The 24542-nt window shown below is 51.3% G+C and carries 23 protein-coding genes, 1 tRNA gene and 1 pseudogene; 18 read left to right on the forward strand and 7 right to left on the reverse strand.

Features of this window, described 5'->3' with window-relative positions:
• Nucleotides 1–13: 13 nt before the first annotated feature.
• The 4 genes from metX (at nt 14) to sdhB (ending at nt 4826) form a co-directional block, all read left to right on the forward strand.
• Entirely contained in the window at nt 14–1111 is a 1098-nt protein-coding gene (gene metX / locus IEW70_RS09695) for a homoserine O-acetyltransferase MetX (protein WP_188647728.1), read from the forward strand.
• Between the two features lie 497 nt (nt 1112–1608).
• Nucleotides 1609–2259: a succinate dehydrogenase cytochrome b558 subunit gene (locus IEW70_RS09700; protein WP_188647729.1), complete on the forward strand. Its 651-nt coding sequence runs from the start codon at nt 1609–1611 to the stop codon at nt 2257–2259.
• An 18-nt stretch (nt 2260–2277) separates the two neighbouring features.
• Nucleotides 2278–4044: a succinate dehydrogenase flavoprotein subunit gene (sdhA, locus tag IEW70_RS09705; RefSeq protein ID WP_188647730.1), complete on the forward strand. Its 1767-nt coding sequence runs from the start codon at nt 2278–2280 to the stop codon at nt 4042–4044.
• On the forward strand, nt 4044–4826 hold the full coding sequence (gene sdhB, locus IEW70_RS09710; RefSeq protein ID WP_188647731.1) for a succinate dehydrogenase iron-sulfur subunit: 783 nt from the start codon (nt 4044–4046) through the stop codon (nt 4824–4826). Before sdhA ends, sdhB begins: the two co-directional genes overlap by 1 nt.
• A 178-nt stretch (nt 4827–5004) precedes the next feature.
• Here the strand turns inward: sdhB and IEW70_RS09715 are convergent, their stop codons facing one another.
• Both IEW70_RS09715 and IEW70_RS09720 read right to left on the reverse strand, forming a co-directional pair.
• Nucleotides 5005–5913, reverse strand: a complete 909-nt coding sequence (locus IEW70_RS09715; protein ID WP_188647732.1) for a DUF1002 domain-containing protein — start codon at nt 5911–5913, stop codon at nt 5005–5007.
• A 194-nt stretch (nt 5914–6107) separates the two neighbouring features.
• Nucleotides 6108–8231, reverse strand: coding sequence for a penicillin-binding transpeptidase domain-containing protein (locus tag IEW70_RS09720; protein ID WP_188647733.1), 2124 nt, complete (start codon nt 8229–8231; stop codon nt 6108–6110).
• Nucleotides 8232–8417: 186 nt separating this feature from the next.
• Here IEW70_RS09720 and IEW70_RS09725 point away from each other — a divergent pair, with 186 nt between their 5' ends.
• Both IEW70_RS09725 and IEW70_RS09730 read left to right on the forward strand, forming a co-directional pair.
• On the forward strand, nt 8418–9953 hold the full coding sequence (locus IEW70_RS09725) for an MDR family MFS transporter (protein ID WP_188647848.1): 1536 nt from the start codon (nt 8418–8420) through the stop codon (nt 9951–9953).
• 125 nt (nt 9954–10078) lie between these two features.
• A complete protein-coding gene (locus IEW70_RS09730) occupies nt 10079–10294 on the forward strand; it encodes a hypothetical protein (RefSeq protein ID WP_188647734.1) in 216 nt (71 codons plus the stop codon).
• Between the two features lie 100 nt (nt 10295–10394).
• Here the strand turns inward: IEW70_RS09730 and IEW70_RS09735 are convergent, their stop codons facing one another.
• Nucleotides 10395–11933, reverse strand: a complete 1539-nt coding sequence (locus IEW70_RS09735) for a fumarate hydratase (protein WP_188647735.1) — start codon at nt 11931–11933, stop codon at nt 10395–10397.
• 142 nt (nt 11934–12075) lie between these two features.
• Nucleotides 12076–12321, reverse strand: a complete 246-nt coding sequence (locus tag IEW70_RS09740) for a hypothetical protein (RefSeq protein ID WP_188647736.1) — start codon at nt 12319–12321, stop codon at nt 12076–12078.
• A gap of 132 nt (nt 12322–12453) precedes the next feature.
• Between IEW70_RS09740 and IEW70_RS09745 the strand changes: the two genes are divergently transcribed.
• On the forward strand, nt 12454–14106 hold the full coding sequence (locus IEW70_RS09745; protein WP_188647737.1) for a M2 family metallopeptidase: 1653 nt from the start codon (nt 12454–12456) through the stop codon (nt 14104–14106).
• Between the two features lie 54 nt (nt 14107–14160).
• Here the strand turns inward: IEW70_RS09745 and mraY are convergent, their stop codons facing one another.
• Nucleotides 14161–15189, reverse strand: a complete 1029-nt coding sequence (gene mraY / locus IEW70_RS09750) for a phospho-N-acetylmuramoyl-pentapeptide-transferase (protein WP_188647738.1) — start codon at nt 15187–15189, stop codon at nt 14161–14163.
• Nucleotides 15190–15353: 164 nt separating this feature from the next.
• Nucleotides 15354–16118 (reverse strand): hypothetical protein, encoded by a 765-nt coding sequence (locus IEW70_RS09755; RefSeq protein ID WP_188647739.1) that lies wholly within the window; start codon nt 16116–16118, stop codon nt 15354–15356.
• On the opposite strand from IEW70_RS09755, the gene IEW70_RS09760 reads away from it, so the two are divergent.
• Complete coding sequence (locus IEW70_RS09760) at nt 16088–16324, forward strand: hypothetical protein (protein WP_188647859.1); 237 nt, start codon at nt 16088–16090, stop codon at nt 16322–16324. The genes IEW70_RS09755 and IEW70_RS09760 overlap by 31 nt on opposite strands.
• Here IEW70_RS09760 and IEW70_RS09765 read toward each other — a convergent pair.
• Nucleotides 16250–16405 (reverse strand): annotated as a pseudogene (locus tag IEW70_RS09765) (alpha/beta-type small acid-soluble spore protein). The gene IEW70_RS09760 and the pseudogene IEW70_RS09765 overlap by 75 nt on opposite strands.
• A 267-nt stretch (nt 16406–16672) precedes the next feature.
• On the opposite strand from IEW70_RS09765, the gene IEW70_RS09770 reads away from it, so the two are divergent.
• From IEW70_RS09770 to tig, 10 genes are all read left to right on the forward strand, one after another.
• On the forward strand, nt 16673–17062 hold the full coding sequence (locus IEW70_RS09770) for a hypothetical protein (protein WP_188647740.1): 390 nt from the start codon (nt 16673–16675) through the stop codon (nt 17060–17062).
• Nucleotides 17063–17283: 221 nt separating this feature from the next.
• A complete protein-coding gene (locus tag IEW70_RS09775; protein ID WP_188647741.1) occupies nt 17284–17505 on the forward strand; it encodes a helix-turn-helix domain-containing protein in 222 nt (73 codons plus the stop codon).
• Between the two features lie 350 nt (nt 17506–17855).
• Nucleotides 17856–18299 carry a MarR family winged helix-turn-helix transcriptional regulator gene (locus IEW70_RS09780; RefSeq protein ID WP_188647742.1) on the forward strand — a complete coding sequence of 148 codons (444 nt, stop codon included), beginning with the start codon at nt 17856–17858 and terminating at the stop codon, nt 18297–18299.
• A gap of 211 nt (nt 18300–18510) precedes the next feature.
• Nucleotides 18511–19347: a glutamate racemase gene (gene racE, locus IEW70_RS09785; protein ID WP_188647743.1), complete on the forward strand. Its 837-nt coding sequence runs from the start codon at nt 18511–18513 to the stop codon at nt 19345–19347.
• Between the two features lie 417 nt (nt 19348–19764).
• Nucleotides 19765–20799: a GerMN domain-containing protein gene (locus IEW70_RS09790; protein ID WP_188647744.1), complete on the forward strand. Its 1035-nt coding sequence runs from the start codon at nt 19765–19767 to the stop codon at nt 20797–20799.
• A 128-nt stretch (nt 20800–20927) separates the two neighbouring features.
• Nucleotides 20928–21704 carry a ribonuclease PH gene (gene rph / locus IEW70_RS09795; RefSeq protein WP_188647745.1) on the forward strand — a complete coding sequence of 259 codons (777 nt, stop codon included), beginning with the start codon at nt 20928–20930 and terminating at the stop codon, nt 21702–21704.
• Nucleotides 21670–22305, forward strand: coding sequence for an XTP/dITP diphosphatase (locus tag IEW70_RS09800; protein ID WP_229751915.1), 636 nt, complete (start codon nt 21670–21672; stop codon nt 22303–22305). Before rph ends, IEW70_RS09800 begins: the two co-directional genes overlap by 35 nt.
• 21 nt (nt 22306–22326) lie before the next feature.
• On the forward strand, nt 22327–22833 hold the full coding sequence (locus IEW70_RS09805; RefSeq protein ID WP_188647746.1) for a metallophosphoesterase family protein: 507 nt from the start codon (nt 22327–22329) through the stop codon (nt 22831–22833).
• A gap of 86 nt (nt 22834–22919) precedes the next feature.
• A tRNA-Arg gene (locus tag IEW70_RS09810) sits at nt 22920–22996 on the forward strand.
• A 222-nt stretch (nt 22997–23218) separates the two neighbouring features.
• Complete coding sequence (tig, locus tag IEW70_RS09815) at nt 23219–24511, forward strand: trigger factor (protein WP_188647747.1); 1293 nt, start codon at nt 23219–23221, stop codon at nt 24509–24511.
• Nucleotides 24512–24542 lie beyond the last annotated feature (31 nt).

The raw sequence follows: 24542 nt of genomic DNA on the forward strand, positions 1-24542 counted from the left end.
GAGGCGAATGTGGATGCCGGCAATCGTACACACCGCGGCCAAACAAACGGTGGACATCGGCCCTTTCACATTGGAATGCGGAGATACACTGCCTCAAGTGGAGATAGCGGTGGAGACCGCCGGCACGTTGAATGCCGCTAAAGATAATGTGATCCTGGTTTGTCATGCATTGACGGGCGATGCACATGCGGTGGGAGATGAAGAACAGCCGGGCTGGTGGGACGGTCTGATCGGTCCTGGTCGGTTTGTGGATACCAGCCGCTATTTTGTGGTGACGATGAATACTCTTGGCGGATGCCACGGCAGTACAGGTCCTGCTTCCATTTCACCGGATACAGGCAAGCCCTATGGGGGAGACTTTCCCTTGGTCACGATCCGGGATATGGTAAGAGCTCAGCGACGATGTTTGGATCGGTTGGGTTTGGGTGAACTGCACACCGTGATCGGGGGCTCCATGGGCGGGATGATGGTACTTGAGTGGGCGGTGATGTATCCCGGTCATGTGAAAAAAGTGGTGCCGATCGCCACTGCCGCCGCTCTGACTTCTGTCGCCGTCGGATATAATGAGGCAGCACGCCATGCGATCCAGTCGGATCCCGGATTCCAAGGAGGCCATTATTATCCGGGACCAGGTCCTGTCAACGGGTTGGCAGTAGCCCGGATGATCGGCATGATTACCTATCGGACAGAGGCGTTGTTTGAAAAAAAGTTTAGCCGTCGATTGCAAGAGGGAACGAATAGCGACATTCCTTCACTGGATTCCCTTTTTCAAGTGGGCAGTTATCTTCGCTATCAAGGGGAAAAATTGGTCCATCGTTTTGATGCCAACAGTTATCTTCGTTTACTGAAGGCAATGGATACCCACGATTTGGCACGAGGGAGAGGCAGCTTGGAGGCGGCTTTATCCCGTGTAAAGGCCGAAGTCCTGACAGTAGGGATTCGGGAAGACCTTTTATTTCCCTATCGGCAGCAGGAAGAGCTGCATCGGGAGTTGGTGGCAGCGGGGAAATCCTCCCGTTTGATCGGCATTCATTCGGATTATGGTCATGACGCCTTTCTGGTGGAATATAGCGATTGGGGTCCACAGTTGCAACAGTTTTTGGAGGAATAAAGGAAATCGATGGCCGATGCGCTGTATTCACTTGCGACCGTAAACGCCTTTGGAGACACGTTTGCTCCCATACTTGCCGCGGTTCGGTTTTTTGCCTCGGCCATCCGGTTCGTCTCTGGGTACATCGATCGGGGCTCGCGATTTGGAAAAAACGCATAGAAAGGTTGTAAGCGGCTCGCTTCGTCCCAGACGAGCCCATTTTTTATGTCTGAATGGTTTGTCTTCATCCCAAGCGGATTGTGAAAAGTTCAACAATAGGAAGAAACGCCGCTTTCAAATACCTCCTCCCGCTTAGTTCTTCCGTAATAAGGAAGCGCTGTCATTAGGTCAACTTGACGCTTTGCAAAGCTTGGGAGTACAATAGTTGTGATCATACAGTGAAACTTCTTTCCGCAAAAATATTCAAACTTTTTCCAGCATACCGGCGTCAGCCGGTACTCCTTTTGGGGGAAGAAGAGACATTACCCTTGAATTCCTAGGGATATGGGGGGCAAAAAATGGGCAAGCTCGACAATTTTTTCAACAGGCGGCTGCACTCCCTCATGGGCGTCATCCCGGTCGGCTTTTTTTTGCTTGAGCACCTTTACACAAACTATCATGCGACCAAGGGTGCAGGCGCTTTCCAAGAGCAGGTGGAGTGGATCTGGAACATCCCGTTCCTTGTGGTACTGGAGATTTTCTTTATCTTCCTTCCGCTCTTGTACCACGGCATTTATGGACTTTACATTGCATTTATGGCCGAAAACAATGTGAATCGCTTCAGCACCCAGAACAACATTCGGTTTCTGCTGCAACGGATCACCGGTGTCATTACGTTGATTTTTGTCACCATGCACGTATGGGAAACCCGGGTCCAGGTAGCACTTCGGGGCATGTCGATTCAAGATATGACCCAGCATACCGCTGAAGTATTGTCCAACAATCTCACCTTTGCCTGGTACATCATCGGTATCCTGGCTGCGGTCTTTCATTTCTCGAACGGGATGTGGTCGTTCCTCATCAGCTGGGGGATTACGGTCGGTCCTCGGGCGCAGCGGATTTCTTCTTACGTATGGCTGGCTGTATTCCTGTTGGTGTCTTATATGGGGATCAGCGCCTTGTGGGCATTTCACGATCCGCAATTTATCAATCAGTTGGCTCAACGCTAAAGGAGGGCACTGCCAGATATGAAGGAAAAAGTCATCGTAGTGGGCGGCGGCCTTGCCGGCTTGATGGCCACGATCAAAGTGGCGGAAGCGGGAGCCGACGTCGACTTGTTCTCAATTGTACCTGTCAAACGTTCTCACTCGGTTTGTGCACAAGGTGGTATCAATGGAGCCGTAAACACCAAAGGGGAAGGGGATTCTCCTTGGGAACACTTTGATGATACCGTTTACGGCGGCGACTTTCTTGCCAACCAGCCGCCGGTGAAAGCGATGTGTGAAGCGGCTCCCGGAATCATCTATCTGATGGATCGGATGGGGGTTCCTTTCAACCGGACCCCGGAAGGATTGCTGGACTTCCGACGTTTCGGCGGAACCAAACACCACCGGACGGCTTTTGCCGGCGCCACCACCGGACAGCAGCTCCTGTATGCTCTTGACGAGCAGGTACGTCGCTGGGAAGTGGCGGGCCGTGTGAAAAAATATGAGCAATGGGAATTTACTTCCATCGTTCAGGACGATGAAGGGCGTTGCCGCGGGATCGTAGCCCAGGATCGGCGGAGCATGGAAATCAAATCATTCCGGGCGGATGCGGTGATTTTGGCTACCGGGGGACCGGGGATCATCTTCGGTAAATCCACCAACTCCATGATCAACACCGGTACGGCAGCCAGTGCGGTGTATCAGCAGGGTGCCATTTATGCCAACGGAGAATTTATCCAAGTGCATCCCACGGCCATCCCCGGCGACGATAAACTGCGCCTGATGTCCGAATCGGCCCGCGGGGAAGGCGGCCGCGTATGGACGTATAAGGACGGAAAGCCCTGGTACTTCCTCGAAGAAATGTACCCGGCTTACGGCAACCTTGTGCCCAGGGATATCGCCACCCGGGCCATCTTCAAAGTTTGTGTGGACATGAAGCTGGGGATCAACGGCGAAAACATGGTCTATCTCGACCTGTCTCACAAAGATCCGAAAGAGTTGGATATCAAACTGGGCGGGATTATCGAGATCTATGAAAAGTTCATGGGTGAAGATCCGCGGAAAGTGCCGATGAAGATCTTCCCGGCGGTTCACTACTCCATGGGCGGTCTTTGGGTGGATTACAACCAGATGACCAATATCCCGGGTCTGTTCGCTGCCGGAGAAGTGGATTATCAATATCACGGCGCCAACCGTCTCGGAGCCAACTCGCTGCTCTCCTGTATTTTCGGCGGTATGGTGGCTGGTCCGAAAGCATTGGAGTACGTCCGCGGCCTGGACAAATCGGCAGAAGATCTCCCTTCGGCGCTGTACGAAGCCCAGCAGAAAAAGGAACAAGAGAAGTACGACGCCATTCTCAAAATGGACGGCGACGAAAATCCGTACCAGCTTCATCAAGAACTCGGTTCCTGGATGACGGACAATGTGACCGTGGTTCGCTACAATGATCGTCTGAAGAAAACGGACGAAAAGATTCAGGAGTTGATAGAACGCTGGAAACGGATCAATGTCAACGACGCCAGCGGCTGGAACAACCAGACGGCTTCCTTTGTGCGGCAGCTGTGGAATATGTTTGAGCTTGCCCGGGTAATCACCTTGGGTGCTCTGAACCGGAACGAAAGCCGTGGTGCCCATTACAAGCCGGAATTCCCGGACCGTGACGATGAGAACTTCCTGAAAACCACCAAAGCCAGTTATACCGAAGACGGTCCGAAGCTGGATTATGAAGATGTGGATACCTCTTTGATCAAGCCCCGTCCGCGTCGTTATGACGTCGCCAAGCAAGTAGAAAAGGGGGCGGAGAAATAATGAGCGAACAAACGGCACAGCAAGAGACGCAAAAGGAAAAGCGAACCGTCAAGTTCATCATCACCCGGCAGGATTCGCCAGAGAGCGAACCCTACACGGAAGAGTTTGAGCTGGAGTACCGTCCCAATATGACGGTCAACTCTTCGCTGATGGAAATCCAGCGGAATCCGGTGAACGCTAAAGGGGAAAAGGTGGCACCGGTCTGCTGGGAAGCCAACTGTTTGGAAGAAGTGTGCGGTGCCTGCTCCATGGTGATCAACGGTACGCCGCGCCAAGCTTGTACCGCATTGGTGGATAACCTGGAGCAGCCGATCCGGGTGGAGCCGATGAAGACCTTCCCGGTGATGCGGGATCTGGCTGTGAACCGGGAACGCATGTTTAACACCCTGAAACGGGTGAAAGCATGGGTGCCGATTGACGGTACGTACGATTTAGGACCCGGGCCCCGGATGCCGGAAGTGGATCGCCAGTGGCGATATGAGCTGTCCAAGTGTATGACTTGCGGGGTATGCTTGGAGGCTTGCCCCAATGTCAATGATCGTTCCGACTTCTTTGGTCCTTTTGCCGTGGCTCAAGTGGATCTCTTCAATTCCCATCCGACTGGGGCCATGAACAAGCAAGAACGGGTGGAAGCCTTGCTGGACGAAGGCGGCCTGCAGGAATGCGGAAACTCCCAAAACTGTGTGCAAGCCTGTCCCAAAGGCATCCCGTTGACCACAGCCATTGCCCGGATGAACCGGGAAGGTACCAAATACCTCTTCAAAAAATGGCTGTCTGTCTGATAAAACAAAAGCATCTCCGTCATGCGGCGGAGGTGCTTTTGTTTTGGAAAAAGTTAATCCAATGAGAAAAGGGACCTGTCGGAATGAAGTTGAACTCGATTTGAGAAAGCGGGTAAAGTTTTCACTGCAAATCAAAAAACCCGCCGGGGTGTTCCATCCCCGGCGGGTTTTTTGATGATCATTGAGAAGCCAAAGCGGATTTGATGCTGTTCCACAGCTCTGACAGCCAGGCAAACAGTTGTTCCAGGAAGTTTTGGGTCTCCGGAGAGTTGAGGACTTTGTCCAATTGCCCCTGGAGCTTGTTGACTTGACTGGTCAAGGCATCCCAGTCGATGTTCAGTTGGGAGAACTTGTTCATCAATTGAGTTAGTTGGTTGATATCCTGATCGTTCAAGTTGATATTCAAATCGCCGGCTACGTTCACGATGATGTCACGGACTTCTTCCGCAGTTTGCGGTTGCTGTTTGGCGATTTCCTCTTTTACTTTCATCATGAATTCGGCTGCTTTTTGTTTGTCGCCGATTTTTTCACCCAGTTCGGAGGTCCGCACCATTTCTTCGTTGGCCACTTGTTTTTGTTCTTCGCTGACCTGTTGGCCTGTTGCGGTTTCAAAGGCTTTAATGATCCCGGTAAGCCCGGCGGTACCGGATACTTTCATCGGAGCGGTCACATACACGTCCGCATCCTTCACACCGGCGGTGATCAAAGCGTTGGCGTACATGGTTTCCGTAATGGTGGTGATGTTGTGGGTTTTTACCTTGATGCCGGTGCCCGGATCAGCCAGCGTGATCTTGGCCGAGGACAGGGCGCGGGTGCCGATGGTGGATGCATCCAAATAGTTTCCGAGATATTTATGTTCTTCTTGGTTCGTCACTTCAATCACGCGAGCGTTATTGTCAACGCCCATTTCCTGCTTGATCTGCTCTTTTTGTTGCGGGGTCAAATCCTGCCCCAAAGTCACCACTGTTTCACCAGCAACTGCATCGGCAGAAGCAGCAGTTGGCATCACAAAGGAAAACAACAAAATCCCCATCAGGGCGGTGAATGAAAACAGATGAATCTTTTTCTTTCTGATCATGCTTATCATGAGCAAAAACCCCCTTCAACTTATATTGACGACAGATCCATCCCAGATGTTTCACCTTCAAGTTGTCATTTCTTTCCTTGCAGAGAAACACCTCCCGCAATATGGAGGGAGGTGTTTCATTTCCTTTCATCATATCCCCTTCCGGCTTGGACGTAAATGGGGAAATAACGAAGGGTCGAATATTTATTTTTGCCTTACTGATATCTGGCTTTCAACATCTTTTTGATTGTGGGGAAGATATAGTGACTGCCCCCTCGATCTTGCACTTCATCCACCATGGTCGCGGTGATTAGATCGGAAGCTTGCCCTTCTTTTCCGGAAATAGTCGCCAACCATCCCAATTGACGCTGGTCTTTGTCGTCCTTGCTCTTTTTGAGCTCAGCCGTACCGGTTTTGGCTCCCAAGCGGACACCTGCGGTTTTTAGATCATGGGCGGAACCTTTGGGACGAGTGACAACACCAGTCAAGAGCTCATCCACTTTTTTGGCGGTTGCCGGAGCAATGACGTCCTTCTGCCATATTTCCGGTTTGACTGATTTCCCGTCTTTCATGATCAGCTGGGGTTTCAGCATATCCCCGTCATTGCTGAACGTAGTGTACATAGCAGCCAAATGCAGCGGGCTGATCAGAAGCTGCCCCTGTCCGTAGGCCGTATCCGCCAGCAAGATTTCGCTTTGGATTTGGCCGTTGTTGGAATACTGGGAAGGGGGTGTATCCAACGGGAAGTCCATCTTTTTGCCGAAACCGTACCGTTTCAGGTAGTCGATCATCGTATTTGCCCCGAGTTTGACACCCACGCGGGCAAAATAAATGTTGTCCGACCAGGCCAGCGCTTCACCGAGGTCAACCCCGCCTTCCGGGTTGGGGACGCGGGTGACAAAATATCCACCCCAGCTGGAATCCTTCTGCCACTTGCCGGAATCGGTGTTGTAGGTAGTCTGGGGAGTGATCTTCTTCGTATCCAGACCGATCGAAGCCGTAATCGGCTTCATCGTGGATCCAGGGGAGTAGGGAATCAGCGTCCGGTTGGTCAACGGATAGGTGGGACCGTTCAGTCGTTTCCATTCGGAGCTGCTCAACCCAGTGACGAATTGGTTCGGGTCGTAGGATGGTGCGCTGACCATCGCCAGCACTTCGCCGGTTTTGGGATGGAGTGCAACTCCAGCCCCTTTGTCTTTACGGATACCGTCATACAACTGCTTCTGTGTCTGAAGATCGATCGTAATCTTGAAGTCTTGACCATCCTGGGGATTTCGCTGATCGATCACTTTTTTTCGTTTGCCGTCGGGACCGACGGTCACGATCTGCCAGCCGGGTTTTCCGCGGAGTTTGTCCTCCAAGGCGTATTCCAACCCTTTTTGTCCCAGCCAATCCCCTTGCCGGTAGCCTTCCCCTTTGTGTTTTTTGAGCTCCTCCACAGTGATTTGACGCACATAACCCACTACGTGGGCGGTCAGATCTTTTTGCGGATAATAGCGGGTAGAGTGATCCTGAACAACCACGCCTGGGATCTTGACCAGAGATTTTGTCTGATCCGCATCTTTCCCGGTAAACGTTTTTACCGGAATAAACTGGTCGGCTTTTTTCCCTTTAGCACTCTCCAGTTTTTGCTGGAGTCCTGCCGCGTCCATATTCAGCTCTTTGGCAAGAGCTTGGGTGGTTTTGGACAAATCATGGGTCTGATTGGGAATGATGCCGATGTCCACTTTTCGGTTGTTGACGGCCAGGGGTTCCCCGTTGCGGGCGAAAATCTCTCCCCGCTCCCCGGGAGGTATCCGAGTGACCCGGACCTGATCCCCTTTTTCCAACTCGGGAAAGATCATCGACGGTTGCCAATCAATCCGCCAACCGTTGTCCTCTTTGGTCAGGTTGGCTTTGTTTTGAAAAGCGATTTTGCCCACGATCTGTGTGCCGTAAGAAGCTGAATAGGAAGCGACTGCCTTTTCTTCGCCAAAGGGCAGAGCAGAAGTCTTGGTTTTCCGGACTTTCTTCACGTCCAGATCGATCTTTTCCTGTTTGATCCCATCAGCGATTGCTTTGTGCCGCTGAACGAAGGTTTTCTTGTCCACTTGCTTTTTGGCGTTTTCGCTCAACAGGGCATACATCTGGTCATACCGGCCTTTTTCCCAGTCCTTCATGTATTGGTTCATCACGCTGCTGGGACTGGGCTGGGCCGAGTCCGCCTGATAAGCCCATGCGATGCCGATGACGGCAGTACACGCCACAGCAACACCAATACCGGCTGCCAGCAACCGCTTGTTGCCGGAGAGTCGCGACTTCCATGTCGAAAGGTGCTCTTTCAGTTTCCCCGACTCCATAGTTTCCCCCACCTTGATTGGTTGATTGAAATACGTGATGAACACTCACCATTCTACCGTTTCTGCGGCCGCTTGTGAATGAAATTATTGTAAGGGGGCAGAAAAAAGGAAGTGAATCGTGACGAAAAAACCGATGGAGGAATGGTCCAATTTCAATATAATAAATCTATCAATATGTCCTATGAAATGGAGCGAATGGATGTGTCGAGTGAGAAAAGCAACGAAAAAGCGGTTATAACCGGTCTGTTATTGGGAATCCTGATGGCCTCCATGGACAATACCATCGTGGCGACGGCGATGGGGACCATTGTGTCCGAGTTGGGGGATTTCGACCAATTCGTGTGGGTAACTTCCGCCTATATGATTGCCAGCGTGGCGGGAATGCCGATCTTCGGGAAGTTGTCGGATATGTACGGGCGCAAAATTTTTTACATACTGGGATTGACGCTGTTTCTGGTCGGATCGGTTTTATGCGGAACCGCTCAAAGCATGCTCCAGCTGAGCCTTTACCGTGCGATGCAGGGTTTGGGAGGAGGGGCGTTAATGCCTATTGCCTTCACCATTATCTTTGATATTTTTCCGGCCGAACGCCGAGGGAAAATGTCGGGTCTGTTTGGAGCGGTCTTTGGAATATCCAGCGTGTTCGGACCTTTATTGGGGGCTTTTATCACCGATGCGATTGATTGGCGCTGGATTTTTTATATCAATGTCCCGCTGGGTGTTCTTTCCTTATGGTTTATTTACCATAACTACCATGAAGCTTTAGAGCATGAGAGACAGCAAATCGATTGGTGGGGAGCCGGACTACTGGTTGTTTCCATTGTCAGCTTGATGTTCGCTCTGGAGTTGGGCGGCAAACAATATGCATGGGATTCTCCCCAAGTGGTTGGATTATTTACGGTCTTTGCTGTGTTTTTGGCGGTCTTGTTATGGGTGGAAAAGCGGGTGCCGGAGCCGATCATCTCTCTGAACCTCTTTAAAAGGCGACTTTTTGCCGCGAGCCAGGGAATCGGCTTCTTTTATGGAGCGGTGTTTATTGCGGCTACAATGTTTATCCCCATTTTCGTTCAGGCGGTGTACGGCGGTACGGCGACCCACAGCGGGATGATTTTAACCCCGATGATGTTGGGAAGTGTTGCAGGCAGCCAAATCGGGGGGAGATTCGTCATGAAAACTTCCTACCGCAACATGATGATCGGCTCGGGCCTGCTCTTTTTGCTGGGAATTTTGCTGCTGGGGACATTGTCTTCGGATACGCCTCGCTGGCTGGTGACGATCTATATGGTAATCACCGGAGTGGGGGTAGGGATCTCCTTTCCCATATTAAGTATGAGCTCCATTCATAATTTGAAGATGTATCAACGCGGTACGGCAAACTCGTCCATCGCTTTTTTCCGGGCGATCGGCATGACACTGGGCATCACCGTGTTTGGGGCCATCCAGAACCATATCATGCTGCAAAAAATACGGGAAGCATTGCCAAATTTTCATCCGTTTCTATCTGGGAGGGAATTGCAGCCCCAGGCCTTGTTCCAACCGGAGGTAAGGGAGCAAATTCCTCCGCAGGTGTTGCAATCATTGACAAAAGCCTTTGCGGATTCGATCGCGCAGGTCTTCCAATGGTCGTTGATTGCAGTAGGAATCGCGTTGGTGCTCATTTTCCTAATGAGTGATGACAGGCTGGAAACGACCGACTCCGCTGCAGCTTCATCACTAAAGTAACGGGAGGAAAAGATCTTGTCCATGAAGCTGGAACAAACATCTCAGTCTCATCCATCGATTGCACACGGTTTGTGTTCAACCATTTTTTAAGCCGTACAAACGGGGAAAGGGCTGAGCTACGTCGCTTGCTCCCAAAAATTGACGAAATTGACCAGGGAGATTCTCGGCAAATCGCAAAAGTGCTGGAACGAAGGCTCGCGATGGTGGAGGAAAAATCCAGTCAGTTGCAGGCATTGTATGAGGAGCATATCCCCATCGTATCCCGGGCGGCTTTAAATATAATGCTGGGGACTTTGGAGCATTGCAAAACGGAGTTTGCATGGCTAAAACGCCCGGCTTAAGATGCGAGGGAGGACAGGCTGAAGGAAAAAGGGAGTCCCCGATCGCCGAAGATGCATAACCAAGGCCTTCGGGGGTACCGAAGGCCTTGGTTGTTTCCCGTCAGGAGAAGACCGGCGCTTTAAACTGGGCTAGCTTGTCGAGGGAGCTTTTCTCCACATCTTTATGCAGGCTGTTGCCGTGGGCATCCATTGTGACGATGGCCGCGAAGTTTTTCACCCGCAGGTGCCACATCGCTTCCGGCACACCGAATTCCATAAAGTCGACACCTTCGACGCCCGTGATACAATTAGCATAATACTGTGCCGCACCGCCGATGGCGTTCAGGTAGACAGCGCCGTACTCTTTCAGCCCTTGCAGCGTTTTGGCTCCCATGCCTCCTTTTCCAATGACGGCGCGGATGCCAAACTTTTTGATGATGTCTGCTTGGTAGGGTTCTTCACGGATGCTGGTGGTAGGGCCGGCGGCTTTGACTTCCCAATTGCCGTCCTTGTCTTTCAGCATAACCGGGCCGCAGTGGTAGATGACTCCACCGTTCAAATCGACAGGGGAATTATGGTCCATCAGATATTTGTGCAGCGCATCCCGACCGGTGTGGATCAATCCGTTCAGGATCACCACATCGCCCACTTTCAGATCGCGGACTTGTTCTTCTGTAATCGGAGGAGTCAGTACCACTTCCCGGGTATCGAAGTTTTTCTTTAGTTGCTCCGGTTCGTTCACGGTTACCTGAGGGGCCGGCTGCTCATCCTTATACAACCACTCTTTTATCTTTCCGGTCGCCGGATCGACGGTCACTCCTTGGCGGCGGAAAGCCCAGCAATTATAAGCCACCGATACGTAGAAGCTGGCCGGGATCCGGTGCATCGAGCCGATTTTGCAACCCAAAAGGGTGGTGTTTCCGCCGAATCCCATCGTACCGATAGAGAGCTTGTTGGCGTTCTCCATAATGTAGTCTTCCAGCTTGGCCAATTCCGGGTTCGGGTTGGTGTCGTTCACTTTGCGGAAAAGCTGCTTTTTGGCCAGTTCATATCCGGTGGTTCGGTCGCCGCCGATGCCCACTCCGATGAAACCGGCGCTGCATCCTTGTCCCTGGGCTTGATAGACACTGTGAAGGATGCATTTGCGGATGCCGTCCAAGTCTCGTCCGGCCCGGCCCAGCCCTTCCAGTTCACAGGGCAGGCTGTACTGGATGTTTTTGTTCTCACATCCGCCGCCTTTCAGGATCAGGCGGATGTCGATCTCATCTTTATCCCATTGTTCATAGTGGATCACCGGCACGCCTTCTCCCAGGTTGTCTCCGCTGTTTTCCCCGGTCAGAGAATCGACGGAGTTGGGCCGGAGCTTCCCGGTTTTGGTGGCTTCCACTACGGCTGCTTTGATGGCTTTGGTCATCTCCAGCTGGTTGACACCTACCGGCACTTTGATTTTAAAGGTAGGCATTCCGGTGTCCTGACAGATCGGGGAGACGTTTTCTTCTGCCATTGCAATGTTGTCGGTGATCGTGCTCAATGCCAGCGCTGCCCGGGTGCCGGCATCTTCCTGTTGCTTGGCTTTCCGGATCGCTGCCCGCACGTCCGGCGACAGGTTGGTGGATGTCTCGGTAATCAGCTCAAGAATAGTATCTTTGAGTGCTTCCATAAAAAGAACCCCTTTGAATCGTGGAATCGTGAATCGCTTTCAATTTCTATTATATCTGAAGCGTCAAAGAGGTTAAGGGGAATCTTTTCCATTGGAAAGCGCCCGGGAGCATGGCGACCCTGGGCGCAAAGGTTGCAGAAGTCTATATTTGCAAGCCTCTTTGGGCCGTCTTGATGAACCGTTCTTCTGCTTCTATCAAACCACATACAGCGCATTGCACACGATAAGCTTCTCCGGTGTAGGGAATGTGAAGGGGATCGTCTTCTGCTATAGTGGCTGTGATTTCTCCGGTGTGAGGATCTTTTTTGACCGACTGGGCTACTTGCTGGATCAGGTTAAAACGGGTGCGATTCGTGCCGCAGGACGGACACAGATAGGGAGATTCCATATCGGCAAACACCTCCTTATGACTAAGCCTGTCCAGAACAGGAGGGGACATACGAAGAAAAGGGATTGTGTAACCATGGGGATGGGTGTATTTTGAAAATGAGGATCCTTTTGAAAATGGAGGCCATTAGCTATGGGCAACAAAGTGAAAGATTGGCTGAAAAAAACGGTGCCAGTGGTGCAATCGTTGGAACGTCGGGTGGCGGAGTCTTATTGGCAGGCGGCTACTACCGGTGACAGCCGGTATGAAGAGGAATATACAACCGCATTGGGGGGACTGCGTCGTTTTTATGCCGATCCTCAACTCTTTTCCCGGTTGCAGTCTTTTCGGGAGAGCAACATAGAGGATGCGCAGCTTCGCCGTCAGTTGGATGTGTTGTACATGGAAGCGGCGATGGTGCAGATGCCGGAAGAGGATATTCAAGCGATCACCCAGCTGGAAGCGCAAATCGAAAGGTCTTTTATTCATCATCGGGCAGAGTTTCGGGGAACACCGGTGACGGATAATGAATTGAAAGAGATATTGAAAGATGAGACAGATACATACAAGCGAAAAGACGCCTGGAAGGCCAGCAAACAGATCGGGAAGCGCGTAGCACCCCTTTTGAGGGAGCTGGTGAAGCGGCGGAATCAGGCGGCACAAAGACAAGGATATCAGGATTATTACGAGATGGCCCTGAAGTTGAGTGAGTTGGACGAGGGGCTTTTATTCTCCTTGTTGGAGGATCTGAAAATCAAAACCGATCAACCCTTTGCCGATCTGAAAAAAGAGTTGGATAAACAGGTGGCGGACCGGTTTGGTTTGTTGCCGGAAGGTGTTCGTCCCTGGCATTATGTCGATCCCTTTTTCCAGGAAGCTCCGCCTGTGTTTTCACGGGAGCTGGCGTTGGATGCGCATTTTGAAGGGCGCTCCCTGGAGGAACTGGCGATTCGTACTTTTCGGGAAATCGGACTGTTTGTGGAAGAGATACTGGATTGCAGCGATTTGTATGAGCGAAAGGGTAAATCCCAGCATGCGTTCTGCTTGGATATAGACCGGGAAGGGGATGTCCGAATCCTGTGCAATTTGCACGGCAATGGGTATTGGATGGGAACCCTTCTGCACGAATTGGGTCATGCGGTCTATGATCGATACCACAACCAGTCTCTGCCGTATTTGCTCAGGAAACCGGCTCATATCGCCGTTACCGAAGCGGTCGCCATGCTGATGGGGCGTTTGGTCCGGGATCCGGAATGGTTGACGAAAGTGGCGGAGTTCCCCAAGGACCAGATGGAAGCGGTGAAGGAAGCGCTTCAGAAACAGACCGCTTTGGATATGCTGGTCTTCCTGCGCTGGTGTTTGGTCATGGTTCATTTTGAACGGGAGCTCTACCGGAATCCTGACGGCGATCTCAACACGTGCTGGTGGGATATGGTCGAGCAGTATCAGTTTGTCCCCCGTCCAGAGACGAGGAATGCTCCGGACTGGGCGGCGAAAATTCATTTGGGGACGGCGCCTGTCTATTACCAGAACTATTTGCTGGGTGAATTGACGGCGTCACAGATCTTCCATGCGATGCAGAAGGAAACCGGTGCTGAAGGTCATCCTTTGGTCAACAACCCGGATGCAGGGGCATTTTTACGTGAACGGATTTTTCATCAAGGAGCTGCACTGCCTTGGGGGGAAATGCTCAAAATGGCAACGGGCAGTAAGCTGACCGCCCATCATTTCATTCAGCAATTTGTACCGGAGCCGGCGGACGAGGCAAAGCCCAGAAGAGTGCCGAAGGAAAAAGCAGACAGATAAAAACGGCTCTGCTAGCAAACTTATCCTTTCACTTCCCCTGCGGGGGAAGTTTTTTTAATGGAGTGCCCACGGCAGTGGATTGGGCCGCAAAAAAATCTGCAGATAAATTCCCAGGCCGGCACTGAGAAAGCCCGCCAGCCAAAATGTGGTGACCACCCGCCATTCGGACCATCCGCTCAACTCAAAGTGGTGATGAATCGGGCTCATCCGAAACACCCGTTTTCCCCGCAGTTTAAAAGAGGCGACTTGAATTATAACGGACAAGGTTTCCAACACAAACACCAACCCGATGATCGGCAACAGCAGTTCCGTTTTGGTGATCACGGCCAGTGCAGCCAATCCGCCGCCCAAGGCGAGCGATCCGGTATCTCCCATGAATACCTTGGCAGGATGAGCGTTAAAGACGAGAAAACCCAACAGTCCCCCAACGACCGAGGCGGAAAAAATAGCCACCATGTCGTTATGTTGATACAAACCGATGATGGCATAGGCACCATAAGCAATTGCCGCGGTTCCAGCCACCAGCCCGTCCAGGCCGTCTGTCAGATTAACTGCGTTGGAAGCGGCGATCATTAAGAAAACGAGAAAGGGGAGATACAGCCAGTTCAACTCCCATTCCATATGAGTTCCCGGGATTCCGATGGAGGAGATGGAAGGGTATTCCCCCCGCAATACCCGCACCTCAAGCAAAATCCAAAACAATATCAGCCCGATCAGCAATTGTCCCCCTAATTTTTGTGCCGCAGTCAGTCCTAAGTTCCGTTTCAACACCACTTTGATGTAATCATCCATAAAGCCGATCAAACCATACCCCATGGTAGCAAAAAGAAGGAAAAATAAGTCCGACATCGATGGAGAGATCCCGAGCCAGCGATGGGTGATGGGAACTGCGGCGAGAAAGGCGGCGCTCAAAAACAGCACCCCGCCCATGGTGGGAGTTCCCGCTTTTCTTAAATGGGCCTGGGGTCCCTCAGCCCGAATCGACTGGCCTGCTTTCAGATGCTTTAAGAGTGGAATCACCACGGGTCCCAGAATCAAGACCAAAAGCATGGCTGCGATGAGCGGCAGCAGAATGGTAAGCATATCCGGTTTCTCTCCTTTAGGCCATCTGGACTCAAAAGCTTATATCAATATACTATAAATCCTCTTGATCGGACATAACATGAAAAAATGAATGAAGAAGGAAAAACATGAGTTTGTCCGATAAGAGATGAAAAAGAAAAGAGCATTTGCGCTCCGGATCGGCATCAAGTATCCGGGATGATCGGGTTTTCGTCTGGATCCGATTGGGAAGACTGCATCAATGCTTTGTAACGATCATTCATCTCGGCAAAATGATCTCGGATCTCCGATACGGACCAGCCTTTTTCTGTCAACAGCAACAAATAATCCAACAGTAGCGGGCTCCAGTTCAAGTTCATCGCTTTCTGTGTAAAGGCATGGGCTGCAATTTCACGGGTACGGCGGATAGGCTGACGGAAAGTGATGGGACCCCATCGCTTTTTGACAGCGCGCGGCAGGCGCAAATCGACCCTTCCTAGGCGGGTGGTTTCCAGGTGGTGAAACCACTCGTGATAGAGGTGCAATGCGATAATGTCATCCTCCCGAACACTATCACCGGAACGTTCGAAAAACCGACGCAGCTGATCAAGAGATGCACGGTTGATTTCGATGATCTTAAGTTTGGCCAGATATTGCGCCCGAACCCAATGGTCCTGACCGTTCGGGTTGTCAATAAAACGGACACGTACACCGGATTGAATCATCCGGTTCATTAACCGTGCCAGATCTCCCCCATACTTCCGGTTGTCTCCCGCATGTTCCCCCAACTTCAATGCTCGATGCAATAAGTGAAATTTCAGGTGAGCAGAGAGAAGCGGGTGGGTTTCATCTTGTTCCAACTCAGCCAGTGCCAGTGCCGGGATGCTTAGTGAGGGCCATTTTCGTTCCAGATGGACCTGGTTTAGGGGTTGCAGTATTTTTGGTGAAGGCGATTTCTGCGGGGGTACCATTTTCTTCGTTTTTGATCCCTCCTTCCGGCGGCAAAACACAGTTTCTCCACACATATGATGCCGTCGGCTTGACCCATGACATAAAAACAACCCCCTTTGGAAAAATGGGGGTTGTTTGGAGGCTTGTTATTTCAACGGATCATTTGACCGCCGGCCAGCTGTTGCTCAGTGATCGCGATCAGCGGTTTGGTAATTTCTCCACCTAGGGAACCGTTGGCACGGGAGGTTGTGTCCGGTCCCAGCTGTACACCGAATTCCTAGGCAATTTCAAATTTGAGTTGATCCAAGGCTGCTCAGGATTGAGGAGCAACCAGACGGTTGGTGCGACGAGCCATTCAAACCACCTCATTGCTGTTTTATATTGGAAATCTATATCTAGTTTGGATATCTATGACTCCGATTTGAAGCCCGGTTAAACCTAGATCTGCTTGTTCAAACTAACCTTGATTCCGCAGGTCCAACTATATGGTATGCGGAGGATGAGCAAAAGCGATGGAAAAAAGGAGATCGAAAAAACCAGATGGAGCAAGCAAGTTCTTTTTCTGAGGTGAAGCATGGTGTATTTTCATGGCATTCCCTTTGTCCATTTGGCCAAACAGTTTCCCGTTCTGAATCCGGGCCGCCCCCAGAAGCGAAAGCCTCCTTCCAAGCGGAAGGATGCGCGTCATTTGACAGAACGTATCGGCTTTGAACCGGTTCACTTGCTGAAAGCCTCCCCTGCTTATCCCGCCCGTCGATGTCTTGATGAATGCTTTCAATACGGTGATACGGTACTGGTATTTCAAGATCTTCCTTTTCCCCGAGTGCAGTTGAGTGACCATGAGTGGGGGGTTCGGCACCTGGATTCCCGACAAGCGATCTGGATTATGACGAAAAGAGCCTGGGGTGCCGTATGGATTCGCCGGCATTTGCCGGAAGTTTCTCTGTTGTATCCGTCCCGTTAGAGATAGGAGCGGCGAAATGGGCCGATGTGGATCAAGTAAAACGTCACTCCGACCATTGTTCGCGCATAGGATACACCGTCCCCAAGGTTCTTTCACCCAACTGAAAGAACCGCCTAAATTTCCCTCTCATCAGCACCACCGAATAAGCCCGTTCATACAATAACCTGACTGAGTCCCTGACCCTCGTGTTCTAAGAGTCCGAGCAAGGAGGGGTGGCGCATTTGACCAGCAACCAGAAGGGAAAGCCCTTGTTAACCAACAGGGAAAGGGAAGTATTCGAATTATTGGTACAGGACAAAACGACCAAGGAAATCGCGCAGCAACTGTTTATCAGTGAGAAAACCGTCCGTAATCATATTTCCAATGTGATGCAAAAGCTGAACGTTAAAGGACGGTCGCAAGCTGTGGTGGAATTGGTCCGGCTTGGGGATTTGATAATCTGACCAGCCAGCTCTGCAAAACCCTACCCCGGAGTAGGGTTTCTTTGCCTTTGTGTACCATTGACATAACAGGGATATGAGCAAGATCCGGTGTTCCCGGAATCCCCAGCCGGGTAACAGGGAGTCGTCAAATATTTTTGGCGGCTTTTTTTATTCAGATTACGGGAAAGAAGGCAGTAAATAAGATATGGTGAAAGGTTATCTTTTACATGGAGGGGAGAGGGTGGAGAAATACTTGTTAACTGTGTGGGATTTGAGTACCATGATTAAAAAAACAGAATGTCGGCTTTACAGCTGGACATTGGGGGAAAAATGAGTAGAAAATCCGGATAGAACCCTAAAGGAGTCTCGATATGAATAAGGAACAGCTTTCTCCTGAACTGGTGAAAGAGATTGAACATCTGGTTCGGGAAATCAGTGTGATCATCAAACGCAAAGGTCGGGATATCCTCACCAACTTTCCGATTACGCCTCCTCAATTTACCGCTTTGTTGTGGCTGCATGAAGAGGGCGATATGACGATCGGCGAGCTGAGTCAGCGGATGTATCTCGCATGCAGCACTATGACAGATCTGGTGGACCGTATGGAGAAAAACGGTGTGGTCGAGCGAATTCGGGACGAGCGGGACCGCCGTGTGGTACGGATACACATGCTGGATAAAGGAAAGGCGATTATCCAGGACGTTCTTGCAGCGAGACAAGCCTACTTGGCCGAAGTACTCACCCGGTTTTCCGGCGATGAATTGAAGGAGCTGGAAAAATATTTGTCTCTGTTGTATCAGGAGATGAAAGATTGACTCTTCGCTTTCGGGCGGAGAGCTTGTCTTTTTTTCCATGTTGAATGAATCGTTTTCATTTGAATCCGCCTCTGGTACAATAACGCCTATACGAACAAGGGTTGAATCATTTATCTTTTTGCACTCATATGATAAAAGATGGAAAATTGGTTAACCCAACAGGTACTTTTGTGCTCAGTTGACACAAGGACTGGAGGACTGAACAGGACTCATGGGATTTGATTCTTCACCAAAAGCAATCGGGATACTGGACTCTGGCGTGGGCGGCTTGACAGTAGCCAAGGAAATCATGCGGCAGTTGCCCAAGGAGCGAATGATCTACTTCGGGGATACGGCCCGTTGTCCCTACGGTCCCCGTTCGCCGGAGGAGGTTCGTCAATTCACCGATGAGATTGTCGCTTTTCTGACACGATTCCCTTTAAAAGCACTGGTTATCGCATGCAACACCGCCACAGCGGTGGCGCTGGGGAAAGTACGCGAGTGGCTGTCGATCCCCGTCTTCGGTGTGGTGGATCCCGGGGCTCGTGCCGCGATCAAGGCTTCGAGCCAAGGCAGAATCGGGGTGATCGGCACCGAAGGCACTGTCCGTAGTGAGGCCTATGAAGGGGCCCTCAAACGGATTGATCCCCACCTGTTCGTGGTCAGCTTGGCCTGTCCGACCTTGGTGCCGCTGGTGGAAAGCGGCGAAGGGGATACGAAGCGCGCCCGCCGCATCGTCAGACAGGCTTTGGCACCGATTAAGCAGTACGACTTGGATACACTGATTTTGGGATGTACCCACTATCCTTTGATCAGCGATCTGATTAGGCGGGAAATGGGTCCGGATGTCACCTTGATCAGTTCCGCCGAAGAGACTGCCCGGGAGATAAGTACCGTCTTGCATCATAAAGGCTTGCTTCACTTGTCTGATGCAGTAGATCACGGGCATCGCTTTTACACAACAGGCCACCCGGGTGCTTTCCGCCGTATCGCAGAACAGTGGCTGAATCAAGAGGTCGAGGTGGAGCAGGTAGCACTGGAACCGGCGGTGCAAAATCCGATTGGGTGACAACCTATATAGCAACAATTGAACTTACCCCGTCAAGTAGACAATAAAACAACAGCATTAGGCAACCTGATATTATCCCCTTTAAGTGGACAGTAAGAAGCAAGCCCCTTACTGTTACTTGAAGGGGATTTTTTATGGGAAATATTCGTAAGACTTATTTAAAAGATAAGAAGTTGAATGCCGGCGACTATATTTAGATGAAGGATACGGCTACAAAGCGGTGGCAAAGGAGTTAGGGATTCCGGATCCTTCAACGATTTCAATCCCGTTTAAACCATCTCAGCCCGGTAGATTACCGGGCTGAAACGGCTTGATCATGGTAGCTTCTTTTTATTTGTCTCCTTGATGCGAAAGGGAGTGATATTTTGAAACAAGCCTCGTATATATGTACTAGACTTTGTCCAAGGAGGGAAAACCATGCGCAAAGGCCTATTCAGGGCTGCCCTTGTGCTGCTGCTCTTCCCCCTCGTCCTGACGGGATGTCTGTTCGGGCCGGAGGAGAAAGCGTCTGCCCCGATTGATCCGCCTCCCAAGCAGGAGATTCCGGAGGGGAAAATCAAGGGAGACGAGCATAAAACGGAAGCCAAAAAAGGAGATGATCTCGAGCTTTATTTTCTGTCGGATTCGGGGTATGTGGTGCCTTACTCACTCAATGTTCCCAAGGTGGAAGGGATCGCAAAGGAAGCAATTTCTTACATGGTAAAAGGCGGCTCGGGTGAGCCGATGCTTCCGGAAGGGTTCAGCGGGATTTTGCCCAAGGGAACCAAGGTGAAGGGACTCAGCATTCAGGGCAAAACGGCGACGATCGACTTCTCCAAAGAGTTTCTTTCCTATGACCCCAAAATGGAAGAAAAAATCTTAAGCGCGGTTACCTGGACCTTGACCGGATTTGACTCGGTGGAAAAGGTAAACATTTGGGTGAACGGCAAACCCCTGAAAATCATGCCAAAAGGGAAGTCGCCAGCCCAAGAATTGACCCGCAATCAGGGCATCAACCTGGAAATCGCTCAGGGAGTCTCTGTCAGCCAAAGCATACCGGTCACTCTATATTTCCTCGGCCAATCCAGCGATAATACGATCTATTACGTTCCGGTTACGCGCATGATCAACCGGAAGGATGACATAGCCAAGGCGACTTTGCAAGAGCTGGTGAAAGGACCGCAGCAGGGTTCCACATTGAGCAGCGCCCTGACACAAACGCTGCAGGTAAACAGCGTGAAAATGAAAGGGGACTTGGCGGTCGCGGATTTCGGCAAACAGCTGTTGCAATTCGGGGAGGGAAAACAAGCGTCCAAAGATGCCATTAACACGATCGTACTTTCCCTGACCGAAAATACTGCCGCCAAAAAGGTGAAAATTACAGTGGACGGGAAGTCCGGAGCCGTTAGCCAAGGGAAGACATTGAGCAAACCGGTCAATCGGCCGGCGATGATTAATCCAGGCGAGTATTGAAAGAAATCGGAGCAGCCTTTCTTCTCAAGGGGGATCGGGAGCTGTCAGAGGTGTTGATCACCTCTTTTTTCTTTGTACCGTGCAGTTTTATGTTATAATAATAAAACTTCATTTTGGAGGGAATCGCATTGAGAGTAGACGGGCGCAATCATAATGAACTGCGGCAAGTGGAGATGGTTCTGGATTACATCAAGCACGCGGAGGGTTCCGTCTACATATGTGTCGGTGATACCAAAGTAATCTGCACAGCTTCGGTGGAGGAGCGGGTTCCTCCGTTTTTGCGCGGTTCAGGTAAAGGCTGGGTAACGGCAGAATACGCCATGCTGCCCAGGGCGACGCAGACCCGGTCCATTCGTGAATCCAGTAAAGGAAAAGTCGGCGGCCGCACCATGGAAATTCAACGTCTGATCGGCCGCTCTTTACGGTCGGTAGTGGATTTGGAACGCTTGGGAGAACGAACGGTCTGGCTGGACTGCGATGTGATTCAGGCAGACGGCGGGACTCGGACGGCTTCGATTACCGGGGCTTTTGTGGCGATGGTGAGCGCCTTGCATCGTTTGGTCAAAGCGGGAACCCTTCCGGCATTGCCAGTAACGGATTTTCTGGCGGCTACCAGTGTCGGCATTGTCAACGGGCAGCCCAGTCTGGATCTGTGTTATGACGAAGACTCCCAGGCGAAGGTGGATATGAACGTGGTGATGACGGGGAGCGGAAAATACGTGGAAATCCAGGGAACCGGCGAGGAAGCCCCTTTTTCGCCGGAGGAATTGACGGAGCTCTTGGCATTGGCCAAAGAGGGAACCGATCGTCTGATCGAGAAGCAGCGGGAAGTGCTGGGGCGAGCAAGCGAACATATTGGGGGAAAGACAGATGGATTACGGCAAGCCGATGTGGCAGTGGACTGAAATGGTCTTTGCCACCCGAAATTCCCACAAGGTAAAAGAGCTGGATGCGATGTTTTCCGCGCACTTGGGGGTTCGGGTCAGAGGGTTGGCCGACTTTGAAGGGGTTCCGGAAGTGGTGGAAGACCGGGACTCCTTCGAAGGAAATGCGGTGAAAAAAGCAGAGACGATCGCGCAGGTGTTGAATCGTCCAGTGGCCGCAGATGATTCCGGGCTGACGGTGGAGGCACTGGGTGGTGCCCCCGGTATTTACTCGGCCCGGTATGCGGGTCCGGATGCCACCGATGAGGAGAATAACCGCAAGCTGTTGGCGGCATTGCAGGATGTGCCTGCGGGGGATCGGCGGGCAGCCTTTGTCTGTGTGTTGGCTTTGGCTGTACCGGGAGAAGAAACGGTGACCGTCCGGGGGGAAACCCCCGGGATGATCGCGGAAGAGCCGAAGGGGAAGTATGGCTTTGGGTATGATCCTCTTTTTCTCCTTCCGGATCGGGGATGCACCATGGCGGAAGTGCCCCCCGAGGTAAAAAACCGGATCAGCCATCGTGCCAAGGCGGCAGAAAAACTGATCCGGCTGTTGCGGGAAAAATACCGTTTTGATGGGTGAACCGTGGAAAGGATGAGCAACATGCGGGTATTGGTCATCAGCGATTCCCACGGAGAGGACCGTTTGCTCAACCGGATCGTGGAGCAGGCGGATTGTGATCATGTGATTCATTGCGGTGATTTTTGCACCGATACCGATCGGCTGCCTGATCGGTCACTGACTGTTGTCAGGGGAAACTGCGACTGGGAGCTTGTTCCCGAAGAGCAGATCTGGGAAGGGGCAGGACGTCGCTTTTTTGTGACTCACGGGCATCGGTATCAGGTGAACACGTCGCTCATGTCGATAAAGTACAAGGGGAAAGAGGCGGAAGCTGATATTGTGTGCTTCGGCCATTCCCATTTTCCGCTGTGTGAGCAGTCTGAAAACATGCTCTTTCTCAACCCGGGGAGCATCACGGCTCCACGCGGATTTCCGGAACCCACCTATGCTGTGGTGGAACTGAAGAGAAACGGCGACATCCGTGTGACCTATTACAACCCCAATGGAAAGGTGGTGTCCCGTCTGGGAGGCAGCTACAGCCTCGCTTGACGGGACAGCCGTTCCCTGAAATTACTCCTTGACGCATCGGCGGGGTGTGATATAATAGAAGCCACAACTTTCGAGTGTATGATCGTGTCCCAGTAGCTCAGTTGGATAGAGCAACGGTCTTCTAAACCGTTGGTCGGGGGTTCGAATCCCTCCTGGGACGCCATGCACCATATGCTCGGCTGTAATCGGATGCAGGGGCGGGTTTAATCACCGTTTCTGCTTTTTTTATGGGGTTTTTCTAGACTGCCATCCTTTTCCTAATCCCTTGCAAAGGCCTTGCCATATGGTATAATGAAATGGTTGTAAAAGAGCGAGCATCCGTTGGGTTGGGGAAAAGCCTCGCCCCATAACCAGGAATAGAGTTCGTCAGGAGGGAAAGACCAGAATGAAGGCAACATGGGAGAAGACAGAAAAAAACCAAGGTGTACTTACCGTTGAAGTGGAACCGGAAAAATTGGACAAGGCCTTGGATCAAGCTTTCCGCAAAGTTGTGAAAAAAGTGAGCGTGCCGGGTTTCCGCAAAGGGAAAGTCCCTCGTCCGATTTTTGAAAAACGTTTCGGAGTGGAGTCCCTGTACCAGGATGCATTGGATATCCTGCTTCCGGAAGTTTATCCCGAAGCGGTGGACGAAGCGGGTATCGAACCGGTGGATCGTCCGGAGATCGATGTGGAACAGCTGGAAAAAGGGCAACCTTTTGTATTTAAAGCAATCGTTACAGTGAAACCGGAAGTGAAGCTGGGTGAATACAAAGGGCTGGAAGTACCGGAAAAAGACTTCTCCGTCAGCGCCGAGGACGTAGACGCCGAATTGAAACGGATGCAGGAACGGCAAGGTCAGCTGGTGGCTGTTGAAGATGGTAAAGCGGAAAACAAAGACCGGGTCATCATCGATTTTGAAGGGTTCATCGACGGCGAACCCTTTGAAGGCGGCAAAGCGGAGCGCTACACGTTGGAGTTGGGCTCCGGCCAATTTATCCCCGGCTTTGAGGATCAAGTGGTCGGCATGGGCGTCGGTGAGGAAAAAGATGTGGTCGTAACTTTCCCCGAAGAGTACCATGCTGAAGAACTGGCCGGCAAAGAAGCCACTTTCAAAGTGAAGCTCCATGAAATCAAGCGTCTGGAACTGCCGGAGCTGGATGATGAGTTTGCCCAAGATGTCAGCGAGTTCGACACCTTGGATGAATTGAAGCAGGACATCGAGAATAAACTGAAAGAAAGCAAAAAGCAGGAAGAAGAAAACTATCGTCGCAACACGCTGGTGGAAAAAGCTGCTGAAAACGCGGAAATCGATCTGCCGGAAGTGATGATCGAAAACGAAATCGACCACATGATGGGTCACTTCGAACAACAGCTCCGCATGCAGGGCTTGACACTGGATCAGTATGCACAATTCACCGGTCAGGAAAAAGAGGCGCTTCGTGAGCAGTTCAAAGAAGACGCTGAAAAGAAAGTACGGGCCAACCTGGTGCTGGAGAAAATCGCTGAAGAAGAAAACATCGAAGTAACCGATGCCGAAGTGGATGAAGAAATCAAAAAGCTGGCCGAACAAATGGATCGGGATGAAAAAGAAGTACGCCGTCTGTTGGAAGCTCAAGGCGGTCTGGAACAAGTAAAGAACGAATTGCGTACTCGAAAAACGATTGACCTACTTGTATCCAATAGTAAAAATGCGGCATAATGAGAATAGGACGGAAAAAAAACGAGGCACG

The sequence above is a fragment of the Marinithermofilum abyssi genome (assembly GCF_014641195.1).
Lineage (GTDB): Bacteria > Bacillota > Bacilli > Thermoactinomycetales > DSM-45169 > Marinithermofilum > Marinithermofilum abyssi.